Here is an 18,024-nt window from a genome sequence, read left to right as displayed (position 1 = left end):
ATCGGCAGGGGCAGCCTGAGCCTGTACAAGGTCCTCAAGGAACTCCAGGAACACCTCGTCCAGCTACTCAGCCGCTGCCCCTACTGCCAACACGCACCCCCAACCTAACAAAGTACTACTAGGCCTCCGGTTGTGGCCGCGCACGTTTGAGCGCGCGGTGCAGCCTGGCGTTGGCAGCCTCAAGTTCCAGGACTTTTGCGACGCCCGCGAGGTTGAGTCCCTGTTCCAGCAGTTCCCCGATGCGCAGGAGTACGGCGATGTCGGCATCACTGTACTGGCGCGTGCCACCGGAGGTGCGGGCGGGCGTGAGCAGGCCCCGCGTCTCGTAGAGCCGGATGTTCTGCTGGCCGGTGCCAGCCAGCTGGGCCGCCACGGAGATGGCATACAGCGCCCGTCCGGGAGGGCGCGGAGATTCGCGCCCTGAAGTGGACCCTGTCATGGCAGCCCTCAAATTTCCTGCGAAGTGTCTTGCTTCAGTTTCCCACGAGTGCTATAAAAAATCTATATTCACCACCATAGATATGGAGTGGTGGGTATGCGTTCCGAATCAATAACTTCACGCTGAAGGAGTGGGAAATGATGTTAATGCGTACGGACCCGTTCCGTGAGCTGGACCGGCTCACCCAGCAGGTCTTTGGAACCGCGGCCCGGCCGGCGGCGATGCCCATGGATGCCTGGCAGGAAGACGGCGAATTCGTGGTCGCGTTCGACCTCCCGGGCGTCAAGGTGGACTCCGTGGACCTGAACGTCGAGCGCAATGTCCTGACGGTCCGGGCGGAGCGTCTTGATCCGACCCAGCCCAACGTTGAGCTGGTGGCCTCCGAACGCCCACGCGGTGTGTTCAGCCGCCAACTGATCCTCGGCGACACGCTGGACACGGAGCACATCAAGGCCAGCTACGACCAAGGCGTCCTGACACTACGGATCCCGGTGTCGGAGCAGGCCAAGCCGCGCAAGATCGAGATCGAAACAAAGGGCCAACTGCACGAGATCGGAGGCTAGCCGTTCCCCGGGGCGCGGGCAGTCTGTTGCCCGCGCCCCGGCGCCGTGCACGTGCCGACGAGAATTCTTCCGAGAAGCCGCGCCATGACCACCCAGCCGGACTACTACGATGTGCTGCGCGTGAAGCCTGCTGCCAGCCAGCAGGAGATCTCGCGCGCCTACCGCGTGCTGATGCGCACCCACCATCCGGATCTCGACGGCGATGCAACAGACGGCGCCAAAGCTGGCGGCGACCCAACCCGTGCCGAACTGCTGCGGATCATGCAGGCCTTCGCCGTCCTGCGGGATCCGGCGCGGCGGGCAGCCTACGACAGGAGCCGGACCGGCATCAACGCGCAGGGTGCGGGTCCGGTCGTCATCCCCGTCAGAATTGTCAATCGGCGGGACGAGCCGGTTGGCAACACCATCAGGATTACGCCCGTTCGCTGGGAAAGCGGTCCGTGGACGTAGGCCCGAAAGACGACAGCCATCAACCGCGAGGAGGCGGACAACAATGACCGAGTGGCGCCGCTACGATTCCCACCTGATCCCCGCGTTCCACGAACGCTTCGAGCAACGCTGGGGCAAGGGCACCGCGCCGTTCCTGAATCCTGAAGCCCATGAAGAGCCGTTGCCCCGGGCCCAATGGATCAACCCCGTCACTGGCGCGGCCCTGGCCGTTGTTCCCGTGTGGACCGCAGATGACGAACAGCAGCGGTCCTTCGGAGTGTTCTATCTTCCGCCCGCCGGCGATATCTGGGTGCTCCGGCCCGGTTACACCGGCTACCTGGAGCCGGCCGAAGGCGACACGGAGCAACTCGTCACGCTCCGGAACGATGCCTACCGGAAGGCTGTTGCCCACGCCAAGGAATTTCTGTTCGGCTCACAATGAGTCGGCCGGGCCAGGCATTCCCGGCTGAGGAAATCCAGGACCAGGAAATCCAGGCCCCAGAAAAGCCGGCCCGGGCAAGCCGGCGGCGTCCGTGCCGCTGCCCAGCAGGCTGCGGGTGAGGGTTTCGGCGTCGGCCATCAGGTCCTCCACGGCGGCCGCCAGGTGCGAATCGGACACCGGCGTGGTATCCAGCGCCGCAGCCACCACCGCCCGCCGGACCAGTTCCCGCGCGAAGGAGGCGGTGGTTCCGGCCGTCCGTTCCGCGGCGGCATCCAGTGCCGCCGGGCTGAACGCCACCAGGCGGCCGTACAGTTCCAGCAGCCTGACCCGCTCGGCATGGGCCGGCAGCGGGATCTCCACCGCGAGGTCCACCCGGCCCGGGCGCTGCGCCAGCGCCCGCTCCAGCATGTCCGGCCGGTTGGTGGTGAGGACAAACGCGACGTCGGCGTCGTTGTCCAGGCCGTCCATGGCGTCCAGCACCTTGACGATCGAGGGCTGCAGTGCCCGGGCCATGCGGGCCGCTTCCGAGATCCTGGCGAGGGAACCGCCCGAGAGGAGGATCGCCGTCGAGCCTTCACTTTGGCTCAGCAGGTGGCGCACGGTGTGCGTCTTGCCGGTCCCCGGGCGGCCGTACAGCAGGATGCCCCGTTTGAGATGCTGGCCGTGCTGTTTGAGGGACGCCCGGTGCGTGGCGATGCCCACGGTGTGGTCCGTGACCTTTTGCAGCAGCCCGTCGGGCATGATGACGTCCGACGCCGGGAGGCTGGGACGGTGGTGGAACGTCACACCCGCGGTGCTCGGCCCGTACTCGGACATGACCAGGGAGATGACCTGTTCTTTGAGGACGCTGTTGTTGTCCATCCGGAGGCGGAACTGGGCCAGGAATCCGGTGGCTGTTTCCGGTCGGGCGGCCAGCAGTTCCAAGGTGGCGGACTGGCGCCCGGTATGCGGGGCCGCGTCGCGCTGCAACACGGCTGAAGAGCCAGAGCCCCATGGCCACCGCCTGGCGCTGCTGGCCAGGTCCCACGGCAAGACCCCGCCATCAGGATGTCCGCATCCACAAACCGGTGCGGCGGGATGTTCTCCGCCACCACGGAGAGGCCTTCGGCCGGCTCTCCCAGGTGTTCTGTCAGAGCCTCGGGCAGCTGCTTGCCCGCCTGCACCGACCCTAGCAGCGACGCTCGTCAGCAGCCCGGCCGTGTGACATTCTGGGATGTACGCGTTCCACGCTTCCTCTTTCATAAGGCTGACTCGATGCATATTTCCGCCAAGGACCTGGCCTCCCTCATCCCTGCGGACTTCACCCTGGGAGTAGCCACCGCGGCCTTCCAGATCGAAGGCGCGCTCACCGAAGACGGCAGGGGCCCGGCGGGCTGGGACGTGTTTTCGGCCAAGGAAGGTGCCATCGTGGACGGCCACAGCCCGGCCGTCGCCTGCGATCACTATCACCGCATGCCCTACGACGTTGCCCTCATGAAGCAGCTGGGCGTCGACTCGTACCGGTTCTCACTGTCCTGGCCCCGGATCCAGCCCACGGGCAGCGGGCCGGTGAACCCGGCCGGGCTGGCGTTCTACGACCGGCTCCTGGACGAGCTCCTGGCCAACGGCATTTCGCCCATGGTCACGCTCTATCACTGGGACACTCCGCTGGCACTGGACGACGCCGGCGGCTGGATGAATCGCGATACCGCCTACCGCCTGGGGGAGTTCGCCGCGATCGCCGCCGCTGCTTACGGCGACCGCGTTGCCCGCTGGGTCACCATCAACGAGCCCGCCACGGTCAGTACCAACGGCTACACCATGGGCCTGCACTCACCGGGCGAAACGCTCATGCTCAACGCACTGCCCACCGTGCACCACCAGCTCCTGGGCCATGGGCTCGCGATGCAGGCGCTGCGGGCGGCCGGGGTCCCCGGCGAGATCGGGATGACCAACGTGTACTCGCCCATGGTCCCGAACTCCATCAACCCCCTGGACTGGATGAGTGCGGGCCTGATGGACATCGCACAGAACCGGTTGTACGCGGACCCCGTCCTCACGGGCCAGTATCCGGACATCATCCGCGCCGCGAAGTTCTTCGGCTCCTTTGACCATCCGGACGAGGACATGGAGATCATCTCCCAGCCGCTGGATTTCTACGGCCTGAACTACTACATGCCCACCAAGGTTGCGGTCGGCCCCGGTGACGGGGCCGTGCCGGCGACCATGGCGGAGGCCATGGGCAGTGACCTGAGTGAGGCCGGCAATGGCGCCACGCCGTTCCACGTCGAGCCCTGGCCCGAGGCGGACATCACCGCCTATGGCTGGCCGGTGAAACCGGAGTACATCGGGGTGGCGCTGAAGGAAATGGCGGAGCGGTACGCGCATCTCCCGCCGGTGATCATCACGGAGGGCGGGGCCAGTTTTGAGGACATCATCGTCCGGGATAAGTCCACCAACACCACGTTCATCCCGGACGAGCGGCGGCTGAAGTATCTGTCGGACCACATCGAGGCCGCACTGAAGGCCACGGCTCCCGGCGGTGACGCCGAGGGCATTGACCTGCGCGGATACTACGTGTGGTCGCTGCTGGACAACTTCGAATGGTCGGCAGGCTACAACCAGCCGTTCGGGTTGCTCCATGTTGACTTCGAGACCCAGGAGCGCACGCCGAAGGCGTCCTACTTCTGGCTCCAGGAGCTCATCGAGGAGCGGAACCTTGCGGCGGCGGCGGGTGCCGCCGTCGCGCAGGCCGCCAGTGAGGAACCGGACACCGCCGCTGATCCCGAAACGGCCGTATCTCCCGACGACGGCGTGACCACCTCGGGTGCCACCGCCTAGCCTCGTGGGGACATGTCGCTCGGACTTGGGCATGTTCACCGGAACCTAGCCGGCGTGGTGCACGTCCTCCGGGTCCTCGGGTGAGTCATTGCGCCGTTCCTTCACGAGCTTGCTGGCGCTCACCAGCCGTAGCGCGGTCACCAGCAGGATCCCGCCCAGCATGTTAAAGACCACGACATAGGAAAACCAGCCGAGCCATTCAAGGTAGGTGATGTCAGCACCCGTGTGGATGGCGCCGAAGATCAGCAGCGAGTCCAGGATCGAGTGGAAGAGCTGCAGCCCGTAGAGCAGGAAAGCGCCCACGACGGCGGCCGCGATCTTGCCGGTGACGCTGTCCGTCCCGTGCTGCATGCGGGTCATCAGCGTGATGGTGCTCCCCGCCAACACGGCAAGACACACGGTTTTCCAGTTAAACCCGGCGTCCAGATAGTGGTTGGCTTCCGTCGTGATGGTCTCGCTCCACTGCGGGAACGCTGTCATGATCAATGCCATAAACAGCCAACCGCCCACCAGATTGGCAATGAGTGTGCCGCCCCAGAGCTTCCCGAGCTGCGCGTAGCTCGCCTCCCGTGCGACGACGGCGGCAATGGGTACCAGGAAGCCTTCCGTGAACAGTTCGCTCTTGGCCAGCAGGAGGGCGATGAGGCCTGCACTGAAGGCCAGTCCAGCGAGAAGGTGGTTCCCGGTCTCGTAGAGAACGCCGAGGTAGGCCATGATGCCAACGCCTATTTCAAACCCGCCGAACAAGCCGGTGATGAGCACGTCCCGAAAGGAGCGGTTCAGCCGCTGCGCGCCTTCCTCAACCGTGCGGTCGAAGGATTCCTCCACCTCCTCCTCAACCGGGCCTGGATTGTCGCCAAGTTCCCGCCGCCGTGCATCGCCGTCGGTGTCGCTCATGCGTGTCGCCTATCCGCCTGAAAGTGTGTGGTGATTCATCTAGAGGAGGTCCAGGAGTTTAAGCTGTTTCGCCATCCCCGCGCCGTCCGGCGAATAGATCCAGGGCACCACCGACGTGGTGTGGTCGCCGTCCTCGGAGTGGCCGCCGGCGAAGACGGACTCGCTGACGGAGAGCTGCCGAATGGCGATGGCGGCCACCTTGTCGGCGTTTTCCTGGGCGAAGCCTGAGTAGATCTGTTCGTCGTGCTGGCCGTTGTCGCCGATCAGGAGCCACCGCATGTCCGGGAATTCCTTGGCGAGCCGCTCCAGGTTGCGGTGCTTGTGCTCCTGCCCGCTGCGGAACCAGCGGTCCTGGGTCAGGCCCCAGTCCGTGAGCAGGAGGGCGCCGGATGGATACATGTTCCGGCCCAGGAACCGCGCCAGGGTAGGGGCAGCATTCCACGGACCCGTGGACAGGTAGATAACGGGCGCGTCCGGGTGTTCAATAGTGAGCCTCTCCAGCAGGACCGCCATCCCCGGCGTCGCCATCCGGGCCCGTTCGCTGAGGACAAACGTGTTCCACAGGGCCAGGAACGGCCTGGGCAGGGCGGTGACCATCACGGTGTCGTCGATGTCGGACACGATGCCGAACTTCGCATCGGCATCGATCACCTGGATCAGCGTCTCCACGGGTTCGGTTCCGTCAGCCCGCAGGATGGCCGTGTGCCAGCCCGGCGGGAGCTGCACGTCCACCACGGTGTCGATCAGGCCGCCCCGGTCCGCCCGGACCCGGGTGGTGACGCCGCCGATGGTAATTTCCACCTCGATAAACTGCAGGGGGACGCTGGTGAAGGCCCGCCAGCCGCGGACGTTTTGTGTGCCGTTGCGGGCTGCGTGCTCGGCCCGGCTGCCCGGGGCGGGATTCCTGCTCAACAGGACGCGGCCAAGCACACGTGCCCAGCCGGTTGAACCGTAGCCCTGGTACGCAATGGTCTGTGGCTTGAAATTCCAGCGCTTGGCGAGCCGGATGCGGACGCCGTTGACGACGTCGGAGATCCGGTGCGCCAGGCGGAAAATCTGGGTGCCGGACAGTGGTGCTGGGTGCGGAGTGTTCTGCGCTGAATTCTGAGGAGCCCTGTCCATGCCTCCACTCTGCCACAGCGCAACCCCGCGCCGGGCACGTTCGGCGGTCCCGCCGTCGTGCGTGACGTCAGCCTCCACCAAGGAGCCAACGGAGGGTGTCGGCGTTCCGGACGGCGTTCCCGCCGCCTCGTTGTTGAAATAGGCATAAACGTCCTTGCCGGCCGCCGACCATTCACGGATCCGGTCCGCCCACCACTGCAGATCGGTATCGGAGTAGGAGCCGCCGTACAGGTGCTGATGGTCAGGCCCGTGGAGCCGGATGTAGACGAAGGGCGCCGTGGCGCGGAGGATGCACGGCAGATTGGCGCCGCTCATGATGCAGTAAGCGGCCTGGTGCCTTTCCAGCACGGCGTAGACGTCCGGATGGTCCCAGCTGGGGTGCCGGAACTCCACGGTCACCCGGATCCACCACGGGACCGCGGCGAGGAAGTGATCCAGCCGGGCATCATCGCGCTGCAGCTGCGGTGGCAGTTGGACCAGCAGGACAGCGCGTTTGTCGCCCAGTTCATGCCAGCAGCGCGCGATACGCTCCAGCCAGACTTCGGGTCCGTAGAGTTTCTTGCCGTGCGTCAGGCCGCGCGGAGCCTTGACGGACATCGCGAACCCGTCCGGGAGCCTGCGCCGCCAGCTGGCGAAGGACGCGTCCCGGGGCCACCGGTAAAAGCTGGCGTTCAACTCAACGGTGCCAAACCGGGAAACGTAGTGCTGGAGCCTGTCCCGGGCCGGGAGGCCTGGCGGGTAGAGCACGTTCTCCCAGTGGTCATAGCTCCAGCCGGAGGTGCCGATGTGGACAGCCACGGTCAGCAGACCCGCCGGGGAGAAGGGTGAACCATGATGCCTCCGGTGTTCGTGGACCGGCCGTCAACTCAGGCTACACCGCTGTGCTTCGCCACTATCATCCACGGTTGTTTCCTCCGGCAGGACCCATCCGTGTGGCAGTGTATGGGAATGGCGCGCATTGAAGATTATGCAGTGGTTGGCGACCTTCACACCGGCGCCCTGGTCAGCACCGAGGGGTCCATCGACTGGCTTTGCCTGCCGCGCTTCGACTCGCCGGCATGTTTCAACGCGCTCCTGGATACGCCGGAGGCCGGACGCTGGCTACTGGCACCCGAAAGCGGCGGCACCTGCACCAGGCGCGGCTACCGGGAGGGGACCCTGATCCTGGAAACAGAGTGGGAAACCCCGGAGGGCACCGTCAGGGTCATTGACTTCATGCCGCCACGCGACGAGGTAGCGGACATCGTGCGGATCGTCGAGGGCGTGAGCGGAAGCGTCCGGATGCACGGTGAACTGGCGCTGAGGTTCGACTACGGGCATATCGTCCCCTGGGTGCGGCGCGACAAGCACGGCCTGCATGCCATCGCCGGCCCGGACTCCGTCTACTTCGTCACCACGGCGCCGCTTCACGGCGAGGACATGCTGTCCGTCAGTGACTTCACGGTCCAGGGAGGGGATCGCATCCCCTTTGTCCTGACGTGGGCGCCCAGCCACGTTCCCCGCCCGCACACCGTGGACGCCGAGGTGGTGCTGGGCACCACCCTGGCCTTCTGGCGCGGCTGGGCATCCCAGTGCACCGTGCAAGGAAAGTACCAGGATGCCGTGGTCCGTTCGCTGGTGACACTGAAGGCGCTGACCTACGCTCCCACGGGCGGCATCGTCGCAGCGGTCACCACGTCCCTGCCGGAACAGCTGGGCGGTCCCCGCAACTGGGATTACCGCTTCTGCTGGCTGCGGGACGCGACCATGACGCTGCAGGCGCTCCTGGCCGCCGGCTACACCACCGAGGCGGCCGCCTGGCGTGGCTGGCTGCTCCGCGCTGTGGCGGGCGATCCGGCCGACCTGCAGATCATGTACGGAATCCACGGCGAACGCAGGCTTCCGGAAATGGAACTGCCGTGGCTTGCCGGGTACGAGAATTCAAAACCGGTACGGACCGGCAACGGCGCCGCCGAGCAGCTTCAGCTGGACGTCTGGGGCGAGGTCCTGGACTGCCTGGCGCTGACCAGGAACTCCCTGCTGAAGCACACGGACGAGTCCTGGGACGTCCAGGTTGCCCTGATGCAGCACCTTGAGACCATCTGGGACCAGCCGGACAACGGACTCTGGGAGATGCGCGGGCCGCGGCGCCATTTCACGCACTCCAAGGTGATGGCCTGGGTGGCCGCGGACCGGATGGTAAAGGGCGTCCGCGATTTCGGACTGCCCGGCCCCGTGGAACGCTGGGAGGCTCTTCGCGACACCATCCACGGGGACGTCATGGCCAACGGCTTCGACCCCGTCCGCAACACATTTGTGCAGGCGTATAGCCGGCCCGAACTGGATGCCAGCCTGCTGCTGATCCCGCGGGTGGGCTTCCTGCCGCCGGATGATCCCCGGGTGCTGGGGACCATCGACGCGATCCAGCGGGAGCTGACCGAAGACGGTTTTGTACTGCGCTACCGTCCCGCCGACAGCGACGACGGCCTCCCGGGGGACGAAGGGGTGTTCCTGGCCTGCTCCTTCTGGTTGGTGGAGGCCCTGCTGGGCGCCGGGCGCAGGGCGGAGTCCACCGAACTCTTCGAACGGTTGCTGGAACTCCGCAACGATGTGGGTCTGCTGAGCGAGGAGTGGGGCGTCAAAGCAGGACGGCAGCTGGGCAATACACCCCAGGCCTTCAGCCACTTCGCGCTTGTGACAAGCGCTCTTGAGCTGCATCAGGATACAGTTCGCCGAAGTGACATACCTATTCCCCCGGAGACCGAAAGGGTAGGGCAATGAGGGCCCTTACGGCTGGTCCGCTCTTCACCTCCGGGAGATAGGTAAGTATACTTACTAGACTCGCGGAGCGCTCCTACAAGGCACAGCGCCGCGACTGAACGAGGGGTGGTTGTAATGGCCGGACATTTTGAACTGGTGGATGCGCCTGACGGCGGCTACAGGGTACGGATGTTGGATGGTTCAGGAAGCCTGATGGCAATCTCGGTGACTTTCCCCACGAAGCGCGCAGCCGTGGCTGGGGTTGCCATGGCCCGCGAGATTGCCGGTACTGGCCTGATCAGGGACCGCAGCAGCAACGGGGCCGGCGCCGTTATCCGCGACCGGGTTGGTCCCGTGTCCTCCCCGAAAGACACTGCGGCTGCCCGCGGCAAGAAGTTGTCCGGGGCCGCCCGCGTTGTAGCCGGGTGATTACCCAAAGCCACGCCTTGGTCCGCGGGCGGCGATTCGGCGTCCTCTTTGACGTTGATGGAACCTTGGTGGACTCCGCCTACATCCACACGCTCGCGTGGTGGCAGGCGTTCCGCCAGCACCGGTATGACGTTCCCATGGCCGCCATTCACCGGTGCGTCGGGATGGGTGGCGACCGTTTGGTGGACACGCTCCTTCCTGCTGGCCGGGACCGCGGGGCCGACGCCGAAATCCTGGCCAGCCATGCGGCAGTCTTCGCGCAGAGCTGGCCGTCGCTGCGTCCGTTCGACGGCGCCAAGGAGCTGCTTGCCCAGTGCCACGCCGGGGGACTCGCCGTCGCCCTGGCATCATCGGCGCGAATGCAGGATCTGGCGGCCACCCGCAAGGCCCTCGGTGCGGACTCGTTCATCCATGCCGCCACGAGCGCGGACGATGCGAAGGCAAGCAAGCCGGCTCCGGACATCCTCGTGGCCGCGCTTGAAGCTGTTGGTGTGGCCGCGGCCGGAGCAGTCTATGTGGGGGATGCGGTGTGGGACATGCAAGCTGCTGCCGCGCTGGGAATCCCTGCCATCGGCGTCACCTGCGGCGGGACCAGCGCCGCCGAACTCCGCGAGGCAGGCGCGGCCGAGGTCTACAACGGCCCCCGGGACCTCCTGGACAACCTGCAGGCAAGCGCCATCGGCAGGCTGCTGACGCTGGAATCGAACCCCGCAGCGCGAACCGGCAGCACCTGACGTCAAAACCCGGATTTGAGGTAATCTGCTGCCAACTCGGGGTTAGAGGGGGAGCAGGCCTGAGAGGTCGGCGCGCAGACCGGAGGCGGACACCTTGTGCGCCGCGACGGCGTCCGCCCAGCTCAACTGGCCGGTCACCATGCCCAGCCAGGTGGCGGCGTCGCACTCGATCACGTTGGGCGGGGTTCCGCGGGTGTGCCGCGGCCCCTCCACGCACTGGGTGACGCCGAACGGCGGCACCCGCACCTCCACCGAGTTCCCCGGCGCCCGCGCGGTCACCTCCTCCAGCGTGTACCTCACGGCCGTGGCCGTGATGTTGCGGGGGAGCGGAACGTCCGACGGCGACGCGGCGGCTTCCTGCCATGCGGCCAGTGCCGCTGTGCCTTCTTCAATGCCGATCCGACGGCGTGCTACAGCCATCAGTCCAGGAGCGCGGACACGGCCGGGCCCAGGCGGATCTTGCCCACCTCGTGGCTGCCGCCCATCACCGGGGCCACCACTTTTTCGAGGACGCTGGAAACGCCCGGAATATCCACGGCGCCAACCGCGGCGAGGAGGGTCAGGCCCACCAGGGACGTGGCGCGCAGATTCCCGTCCAGCATCTTGATGGCCACCGAGACACCCTGGGGTGTGGCCATGGCCAGGACACCCTCGGCGCCGATCTTGGCGATGATGCCCAGCTCGTCCATCACGATGGTGTTGGCCTCGCCGCGGCCCTGGACGGCCCAGGGGTAGTCGAGCATGGACGTGGTGATGGTGGCAGCGCGGGCGTTGGAGTTCTTGTCGCCAGGGGCCTTGGCCAGCATCGAGTAAGCGCGGGCGAGCCCGGTCAGCGAAATAGCAGCAACCGGGGCCCCGCACCCGTCAATGCCCAGGTGGGCGATCTTTTCGCCGCTGTATTCCTCGATCACGCTGCGGACGCGCTGCTGCAGCGGATGGTTCGGTTCGAGGTAGCTGTGCGTGTCCCAGCCGTTTTCGGTGCAGGCCCACAGGAAGGCGGCGTGCTTGCCGGAGCAGTTGAAGGCCAGCTTCGATTTGCCCTTTTCGGACCGGACCAGCCAGTTGCGGGCCGTCTCGTCCTGCGGCCAGGCGGCGGGGCACTGGAGCTGGTCCTCCCGGACGCCTGCGGCCTTGAGCATTCCCTCCACGACGTCCATGTGGTCCAGGGAGCCCACGTGGCTGCCGCAGGCCAGCGCCACCTGCGCGCCGCGCAGCGGAACCCCGGACTGCATGGCCGCCAGGGCCTGCAGCGGTTTAAGCGCGGACCGTGCGTACAGGGGAGTCCGGATGTCGCCGAGTTCTGTGACGACGGACCCGTCGCCGGACAGTACGACGGCTGAGCCGATGTGCCGGGACTCCACAAAACCGCTTCGTTCAATAACGGCGAGTTCGACGGCGGAGTCCACGGTGAACGTGGCATGCGGGTTGTGCGGCATGCTGCCAGTCTAGGGCCCCCGGAGGGAAGACCTGCCTGATGCCGGGCTACTGCACGGTGACCATGACTGACTGCCAGCCGGAGGCGCCGTCGGGCACCGGGTCGGCCCGCTGGTCGGTCTGGACTTCGCCCGTTCCGTCGGTGGCGCGGACCTTGATGTAGTGCGGTCCCGGTGTGGCTTCCCAGTCGAAGGACCACTGGCGCCACGTGATGAGGGACGCCTCGGTGGACAGGACGGCCTCGGCCCAGGGGTTGTTGTCGATCTGGACTTCCACCTTGGTGATGCCGCGGGTCTGCGCCCATGCCGTGCCGCCGATCGCCACGCGGCCGGCGGGCACCTTGGCGAAGGACTTCGGGACTTCCACCCGGGCCATGGTCTTGATGGGGCCACGCTCGGACCAGCCGCGCTGGGTCCAGTAGGCCTTGCTGTCGGCGAACCGCGTCACTTCCAGGTCCACCACCCACTTGGTGGCGGAGACAAAACCGTACAGCCCGGGCACCACCATGCGCACCGGATAGCCGTGCTCCAGCGGCAGGGGCTCGCCGTTCATGCCGATGGCCAGCATGGCGTCGCGGTCATCCTGCAGGACCTCCAGCGGCGTGGAGGCACTGAAGCCATCGATCGACGTCGAAAGCACCATGTCCGCGCCGTCCTTGGGACGTGCCCGCTTGAGGACCTCGCGGATGGGCAGGCCGAGCCAGCGGGCGTTCCCGGCGAGGTTGCCGCCCACGGGATTGGAGACACAGGTGAGGGTCACGTGCGACTCGATGAGGTCGGCGTCGAGCAGGTCCTGGAACGTGAGGCGGACCTCTTCCTCCACCAGCCCGTGCACGCGGAGCTCCCAGTCGTCGGCGTTGATTTCGGGGACGCTGAGGGCGGTATCGATCCGGTAGAAGTCCCCGTTGGGCGTGATCCAGGGCGTCACGCCGGCCGCGGGGGACTGGACCCCGGCGGGCACAGCCGCGGCGGCCTTTGCCGGGGCGGGCAGCTGCAGGGCCTCTCGGGCCTTGGAGATGTTGCTGCGCGCGGCACTGAGCAAGCGGCCGCCCGTGGCCGCGATCCCGGCGCCCACCACGGTGATCCCGGCGGCGGCGAAGAAGCGGCGGCGGCTGGTGGCGGGACGGTCAGGTTCCTCGGCGCCGGTGTCGGCAGGCGCCTCGGGCCAGGACTTCAGCCGCCACAGCGGTGCGATCAGCAGCCGCAGCACCGCCAGCCCGGCAATTGTCCCCAGCACGGTGGGGATGGCATCCAGCGGTTTCACGCTGGCCCGTGTCACCACGCTGGCCACGATCACCGCGCCCATCAGCAGCACCCCGGCCACGCCCAGCGCCCACTTGCGGTAGGCCACCACACCCAGCACGCAGGCCAGCAGGAAAATGGTCAGGCCCATCCCCACAAACAGCGCGGCTTTGTCATTCGTACCGAACGTGGCGATGGCAAAGTCCTTCATCCACGGCGGGGTGAAGTCGATGAACGTCGACCCCAGCGCGATCACCGGGGTTGCCCGGGCGGTAAAGAACGCTCCGATCAGCTCCGCAACGGAAAGTACGACGGCGGCGGCCGCCACGCCTGCCAGCGCGGCCATTGCGGCGGGGTCCTTGAGCCACTTCAGAAGCTTCTTCATGCCTTGGATTCGTTGCGGCGGGCCGCAGGGATGGCCGGGCGAGGGCGCAGCTTAGGAACACCCCCTTAGGAAAGGGCAGGGTGCACAAAGTACCCTTGGAGACTGTGAAGGTACTCGTCATTGGCCCTGGAGGCCGCGAACACGCCATTGTCCGCTCCCTGCTCGCCGACCCCAACGTTTCCGAGGTCCATGCGGCTCCCGGCAACGCCGGCATCAGCAAGCTGGTCCCCACCCACAACATTGACGGGAATGATCCCGACGCCGTCGCGGCGCTGGCCACGAAGCTCGGTGTGGACCTCGTCGTGGTGGGCCCCGAGGCGCCGCTGGCGGCCGGTGTGTCCGACGCCGTCCGCGACGCCGGCATTCCGGTCTTTGGTCCCAGCAAGGCCGCCGCCCAGCTTGAAGCCTCCAAGGCGTTCGCCAAGGAAGTGATGGCCGAAGCGGGAGTCCCCACGGCCATGGCGATGGTGGCCACAAACGCCGAGGAAGCCGCCGCCGCCCTGGACACCTTCGGCGCACCCTACGTGGTGAAGGACGACGGCCTCGCAGCCGGCAAGGGCGTGGTGGTCACCAACAACCGCGACGAAGCCCTGGCCCACGCGCAGACGTGCTTCGACGCCGGCGGCACCGTAGTGATCGAGGAATTCCTCGACGGCCCCGAGGTTTCCGTTTTTGTCCTCTGCGACGGCCGTAACACCGTGGCACTGTCCCCGGCGCAGGACTTCAAACGCATCTTCGACAACGACGAAGGCCCCAACACCGGCGGCATGGGTGCCTACACCCCGCTGGAATGGGCCCCCGCCGGGCTGGTCCAGGAAGTCATCGACCGCGTCGCGCAGCCCACGGTCAACGAAATGGCCAACCGCGGCACCCCGTTCGTGGGTGTGCTGTTTGTGGGCCTGGCGCTGACCACGCGCGGCACCCGCGTCATCGAATTCAACGTCCGCTTCGGCGACCCCGAGACGCAGGCCGTCCTGGCCCGGCTCAAAACCCCCCTCGGTGCGCTGCTGCTGGCAGCCGCCAAGGGCGAACTGGACAAGGCAGACGAGCTGCGCTGGTCCAAGGAGACCGCCGTCGCCGTCGTCGTCGCGTCCGAAAACTACCCGGACACCCCGCGCACCGGTGACCGCATCCGCGGACTCAAGAAGGTCGATGAGCTCGACGGCGTGCACGTGATCCACGCAGGCACCGCGCTCGACGAGGACGGAAAGGTGATCTCCGCCGGCGGCCGGGTGCTCGCCGTCGTTGCCCTCGGCAGCGACCTGGTGGAGGCCCGGGAACGGGCGTACGACGGCGTGGAGCTGGTTCAGCTGGAAGGCTCCCAGTTCCGGACGGACATCGGCCGCAAGGCCGCCCGCGGCGAGATTAAGGTTGCGTCCAACGCCACCGGAGCGCTCCCCGTCACGAAGGCGAAGGCATAACATGACTGAGAACTCCGCCCAGGAAGCACAGCAGCCCCGCGGCTTCAGCACCGAAACCCTGGACCTGCCGGGCTGGACGCACGTTTACTCCGGCAAGGTCCGCGACCTCTACGAACCGGCGGACGAGGCCATCCGCCAGCAGGTGGGCCAGGACTGCGTCCTGGTGGTGGCAAGCGACCGCATCAGCGCCTTCGACCACGTGCTGGCCAGCGAAATCCCGGACAAGGGCCGCATCCTCACGCAGTTGAGCCTGTGGTGGTTCGACCAGCTTGACGTGGTCCACCACGTGCTGGCATCCACCGTGGAGGACGGCGTTCCCGCGGCTGTGGAAGGCCGCGCGATGATCTGCCGGAAGCTGGATATGTTCCCCGTGGAGTGCATCGCCCGCGGCTACCTCACCGGCACCGGACTGCTGGAGTACAAGGCCCGGGGGACCGTCTGCGAGATTCCGCTGCCACCAGGCCTGGTGGACGGGTCCCGGCTGGAACAGGCCATCTTCACGCCGTCTGCCAAGGCCGAAGTGGGCGAGCATGACGAGAACATCTCGTACAACGACGTTGTGGCCATGGTGGGGGACGACATCGCCGCACGCCTGAGCGAGCTGACCCTGAAGATCTACACCGGCGCCGAGAAGATCGCCCGCGAACGCGGCATCATCCTGGCCGATACCAAGGTGGAGTTCGGCTACGACGCCGTGTCCGGGGCCATCACCCTGGGCGATGAGGTCCTGACGCCGGATTCCTCCCGTTTCTGGGATGCGGCCACCTATGAGCCGGGCAAGGCGCAGCCTTCGTATGACAAGCAGTATGTGCGCGACTGGCTCACATCGGCCGAATCCGGCTGGGACAAGAACTCCGGCGTGGCACCGCCCGCCCTGCCGGCGGACGTCGTGGCCAGGACGCGCAGCCGCTACGTCGAGGCGTACGAGAAGATCACCGGCAGGACGTTCGCCTAAGGCGTTCTTGACGGGGCCGCTTCGGGCCGGGCCCGTTTTGCGGCCGGCCCGGTCCTAGCCTGCTTTGACGTCTTTGGCTGCCGCTGCGGCCCGTTGCTGGGCAAGCCTGATCTCAAGGACCGCGTCCAGTGCCTGCTGGACGCGGTCCGAGGCTCCCGCGGCGCTGAAGGCCTTCTGCGCTTCTTCGAGGTAGACCAGGGCTTCGTCGGACTCGCCGGCGGCCTTCAGCGACTTCCCCAGCAGGAGTGAAACTTCGCCTGCCGTGTGCTTGGCCAGAGCCCCTAATTCCGTGTGGATCTCGCGGAGTTTGTTGATGGCGGCCACGATGTCGCCGGTGAGATACAGCCAGCGCGCGCGGATGAAGGCAACTTCCAGCTGGTCGCTCTTGTTGCCGCCCACAATGGACAGCGCCAGTTCAGCGCGCTCGATGCTGGAAAGTGTTTCCGGTTCTACGATTCCGGAGGACAGCCGCACGGCGGCCGAGGCCTTGTTGAAGCGGGCCCACAGATCAATGTCGTTGGCAGGGGACAGCATCCGGGCGGCGCGCTCGTGGTATTTGATGCCCTCGGGGTAGTCATGCCGCATAAAGGCGACGTTGCCGATCACCCAGGCGACCTCGCCGGCAAGCTGGGACATGGAGTGCTCGTCCATCTGGTCATTCATGGCCTGGCAGTACTTCCAGGCCTCATCCAGGCGGCCACTCTCCGCCAGCGCGCCGATCAGTGCGCGGTAGGCGCCGATGATCAGGGTGGAACCGTTGGGCAGCTGGCCGCAGAGTTGGACGGCCGCCAATGCGTGTTCCACGGCAGTGCTCAGCTGTCCCTGTCCCTGGCAGATCGCCGCGAGCATCTGGCGGGCACGGACGGCCAGGCCGGCGGATTCCGTGGCCATGGGGTGCTCCAGGAGGTGCTGCATGATTTTTTGGCATTCCTGCCAGTTGCCCTGCTTGATCAGGCATTCGGCCTGCATGTAGGTCATGTTCCACCACGCGCTGGTGTTCTTGCCTTCCAGGGCTATCTGGGCCGCGTTGGCTGCGTGGGTGGCGGCCAGCGGATAGTCCCGGAGATCCCAGGCCTGGCGCGCGTAGAGGCCGGCCAGGACGTACTCGGCGTCGCTGACTGTGATGGGCTGGCTCCAGGCTTCCAGCGCCTTGGGCGCCAGCTCCAGCCTGCGGGCGAGCTCCTCGATCACTTCGGCCGTCGGCTCACGGCGGCCGGTTTCGAGGAGGGAGATGTAACTGGGGGAGTACAGGTCCTTGCCCAGTTCAGCCTGTGTCAGCCCACGTTCGAGACGCTCCGCACGGAGCTTCTCCCCGAATCCGTTGCCCACGGGATTTCCTCCTAATTCTGGACAGTCTTTGTACTCAATGCTTGACAGTCCCTGTGGAAAACATTTTACAATGTATGTCAACAAGGACAGTGCTGGCTTTGTAACGAATCCGACTCGTATTGAGGAACTTATATGTTCAAGAAGATTGCGGCCGCTGGCGTACTCGCCGCTGCCCTGGCATTCTCTGCGGCGGCCCCGGCTGTCCTATCGGCAGGTTCCATCGCCGACACCACCGGCGTATCCGTAGCCGTTGGCAACTGGCCTGATCCCATGTCCAAGCCCGTCAAGGACAAGACCGGCGGCACCTACACCACCAACGTTGGCAACTGGCCCGACCCGATGTAAGGAATCCTCTCAGGAGGCGCGGCCCCGGGGCATGGTCATCATGCCTCGGGGCCATTTCTTTGTCCGGGCACGTGACCGTTCGTAGCCTCGGCGCTTGACAGCCGGTACACACAAAAGAGGGCCTCCCCTGGGGGAGACCCTCTTTCAATTGGTCGGGATGACAGGATTTGAACCTGCGACCTCGTCGTCCCGAACGACGCGCGCTACCAAGCTGCGCCACATCCCGATCCGCTGCAAAAGCAACTTTACAAGAATAGCGGACGCCGGGCCCGGATGCGAAATCGGCGGCGCAGGCCTGGC

At 66.4% G+C, this 18,024-nt stretch carries 18 protein-coding genes, 1 tRNA gene and 1 pseudogene; 10 read left to right on the top strand and 10 right to left on the bottom strand.

The features are described from left to right. Positions 1-118 precede the first annotated feature (118 nt). Positions 119-439 carry a MerR family transcriptional regulator gene (locus NFC73_RS15575; protein WP_254751599.1) on the bottom strand — a complete coding sequence of 107 codons (321 nt, stop codon included), beginning with the start codon at positions 437-439 and terminating at the stop codon, positions 119-121. A 140-nt stretch (positions 440-579) separates the two neighbouring features. On the opposite strand from NFC73_RS15575, the gene NFC73_RS15570 reads away from it, so the two are divergent. The 3 genes from NFC73_RS15570 to NFC73_RS15560 all read left to right on the top strand — a co-directional run bounded on the left by NFC73_RS15570 (position 580) and on the right by NFC73_RS15560 (position 1,873). After that, positions 580-1,002: an Hsp20/alpha crystallin family protein gene (locus NFC73_RS15570; protein WP_254751606.1), complete on the top strand. Its 423-nt coding sequence runs from the start codon at positions 580-582 to the stop codon at positions 1,000-1,002. Between the two features lie 84 nt (positions 1,003-1,086). Then, on the top strand, positions 1,087-1,452 hold the full coding sequence (locus NFC73_RS15565) for a J domain-containing protein (protein ID WP_254751598.1): 366 nt from the start codon (positions 1,087-1,089) through the stop codon (positions 1,450-1,452). A gap of 43 nt (positions 1,453-1,495) precedes the next feature. Next, positions 1,496-1,873, top strand: coding sequence for a hypothetical protein (locus NFC73_RS15560; protein ID WP_254751597.1), 378 nt, complete (start codon positions 1,496-1,498; stop codon positions 1,871-1,873). On the opposite strand, the gene NFC73_RS15555 is transcribed toward NFC73_RS15560, so the two are convergent. Further along, on the bottom strand, positions 1,865-2,845 hold the full coding sequence (locus NFC73_RS15555) for an AAA family ATPase (protein WP_254751595.1): 981 nt from the start codon (positions 2,843-2,845) through the stop codon (positions 1,865-1,867). The two genes, NFC73_RS15560 and NFC73_RS15555, sit on opposite strands and share 9 nt — an antisense overlap. A gap of 282 nt (positions 2,846-3,127) precedes the next feature. Between NFC73_RS15555 and NFC73_RS15550 the strand changes: the two genes are divergently transcribed. Next, on the top strand, positions 3,128-4,693 hold the full coding sequence (locus NFC73_RS15550; protein WP_254751593.1) for a glycoside hydrolase family 1 protein: 1,566 nt from the start codon (positions 3,128-3,130) through the stop codon (positions 4,691-4,693). Between the two features lie 45 nt (positions 4,694-4,738). Here NFC73_RS15550 and NFC73_RS15545 read toward each other — a convergent pair whose 3' ends face one another. The 3 genes and pseudogenes from NFC73_RS15545 to NFC73_RS15535 all read right to left on the bottom strand — a co-directional run bounded on the left by NFC73_RS15545 (position 4,739) and on the right by NFC73_RS15535 (position 7,510). Then, a complete protein-coding gene (locus NFC73_RS15545) occupies positions 4,739-5,590 on the bottom strand; it encodes a formate/nitrite transporter family protein (protein ID WP_254751592.1) in 852 nt (283 codons plus the stop codon). A gap of 39 nt (positions 5,591-5,629) precedes the next feature. Then, positions 5,630-6,712 (bottom strand): App1 family protein phosphatidate phosphatase, encoded by a 1,083-nt coding sequence (locus tag NFC73_RS15540; protein ID WP_254751605.1) that lies wholly within the window; start codon positions 6,710-6,712, stop codon positions 5,630-5,632. A gap of 67 nt (positions 6,713-6,779) precedes the next feature. Further along, positions 6,780-7,510: pseudogene (locus tag NFC73_RS15535) on the bottom strand (DUF72 domain-containing protein). A 150-nt stretch (positions 7,511-7,660) separates the two neighbouring features. Here NFC73_RS15535 and NFC73_RS15530 point away from each other — a divergent pair. The 3 genes from NFC73_RS15530 (at position 7,661) to NFC73_RS15520 (ending at position 10,614) form a co-directional block, all read left to right on the top strand. Continuing rightward, the gene (locus tag NFC73_RS15530; protein WP_254751590.1) at positions 7,661-9,472 is read left to right on the top strand and encodes a glycoside hydrolase family 15 protein; all 1,812 of its coding nucleotides are present in this window, start codon (positions 7,661-7,663) and stop codon (positions 9,470-9,472) included. A 114-nt stretch (positions 9,473-9,586) separates the two neighbouring features. Continuing rightward, positions 9,587-9,880 carry a hypothetical protein gene (locus NFC73_RS15525; protein WP_254751589.1) on the top strand — a complete coding sequence of 98 codons (294 nt, stop codon included), beginning with the start codon at positions 9,587-9,589 and terminating at the stop codon, positions 9,878-9,880. Further along, positions 9,877-10,614: an HAD family hydrolase gene (locus tag NFC73_RS15520; protein WP_254751588.1), complete on the top strand. Its 738-nt coding sequence runs from the start codon at positions 9,877-9,879 to the stop codon at positions 10,612-10,614. The genes NFC73_RS15525 and NFC73_RS15520 overlap by 4 nt, the downstream gene beginning before the upstream one ends. A 42-nt stretch (positions 10,615-10,656) precedes the next feature. Here NFC73_RS15520 and NFC73_RS15515 read toward each other — a convergent pair whose 3' ends face one another. Genes NFC73_RS15515 through NFC73_RS15505 form a run of 3 tightly spaced genes read right to left on the bottom strand, consistent with a single transcriptional unit; the run spans position 10,657 to position 13,674 of the window. Next, positions 10,657-11,034, bottom strand: a complete 378-nt coding sequence (locus tag NFC73_RS15515) for a sterol carrier family protein (RefSeq protein WP_254751587.1) — start codon at positions 11,032-11,034, stop codon at positions 10,657-10,659. Continuing rightward, a complete protein-coding gene (locus tag NFC73_RS15510; RefSeq protein ID WP_254751586.1) occupies positions 11,034-12,050 on the bottom strand; it encodes an asparaginase in 1,017 nt (338 codons plus the stop codon). Before NFC73_RS15510 ends, NFC73_RS15515 begins: the two co-directional genes overlap by 1 nt. 46 nt (positions 12,051-12,096) lie before the next feature. After that, entirely contained in the window at positions 12,097-13,674 is a 1,578-nt protein-coding gene (locus tag NFC73_RS15505; protein WP_254751584.1) for a molybdopterin-dependent oxidoreductase, read from the bottom strand. 104 nt (positions 13,675-13,778) lie between these two features. On the opposite strand from NFC73_RS15505, the gene purD reads away from it, so the two are divergent. Further along, entirely contained in the window at positions 13,779-15,095 is a 1,317-nt protein-coding gene (gene purD, locus NFC73_RS15500; protein WP_254751604.1) for a phosphoribosylamine--glycine ligase, read from the top strand. Between the two features lies 1 nt (position 15,096). Then, positions 15,097-16,050: a phosphoribosylaminoimidazolesuccinocarboxamide synthase gene (locus NFC73_RS15495; protein WP_254751582.1), complete on the top strand. Its 954-nt coding sequence runs from the start codon at positions 15,097-15,099 to the stop codon at positions 16,048-16,050. Between the two features lie 54 nt (positions 16,051-16,104). On the opposite strand, the gene NFC73_RS15490 is transcribed toward NFC73_RS15495, so the two are convergent. Next, positions 16,105-17,379, bottom strand: a complete 1,275-nt coding sequence (locus tag NFC73_RS15490; RefSeq protein ID WP_254751580.1) for a helix-turn-helix domain-containing protein — start codon at positions 17,377-17,379, stop codon at positions 16,105-16,107. A 132-nt stretch (positions 17,380-17,511) separates the two neighbouring features. On the opposite strand from NFC73_RS15490, the gene NFC73_RS15485 reads away from it, so the two are divergent. Continuing rightward, a complete protein-coding gene (locus NFC73_RS15485) occupies positions 17,512-17,724 on the top strand; it encodes a hypothetical protein (protein ID WP_254751578.1) in 213 nt (70 codons plus the stop codon). A 149-nt stretch (positions 17,725-17,873) separates the two neighbouring features. Here the strand turns inward: NFC73_RS15485 and NFC73_RS15480 are convergent. Beyond that, a tRNA-Pro gene (locus NFC73_RS15480) sits at positions 17,874-17,950 on the bottom strand. Positions 17,951-18,024: the final 74 nt, after the last annotated feature.

The sequence above is a fragment of the Pseudarthrobacter humi genome (assembly GCF_024294965.1).
Taxonomy (GTDB): domain Bacteria; phylum Actinomycetota; class Actinomycetes; order Actinomycetales; family Micrococcaceae; genus Arthrobacter; species Arthrobacter humi.
The sequence above is the reverse complement of the archived record's forward strand: the minus strand, read 5'-3'. Positions and strand labels throughout refer to the sequence as shown.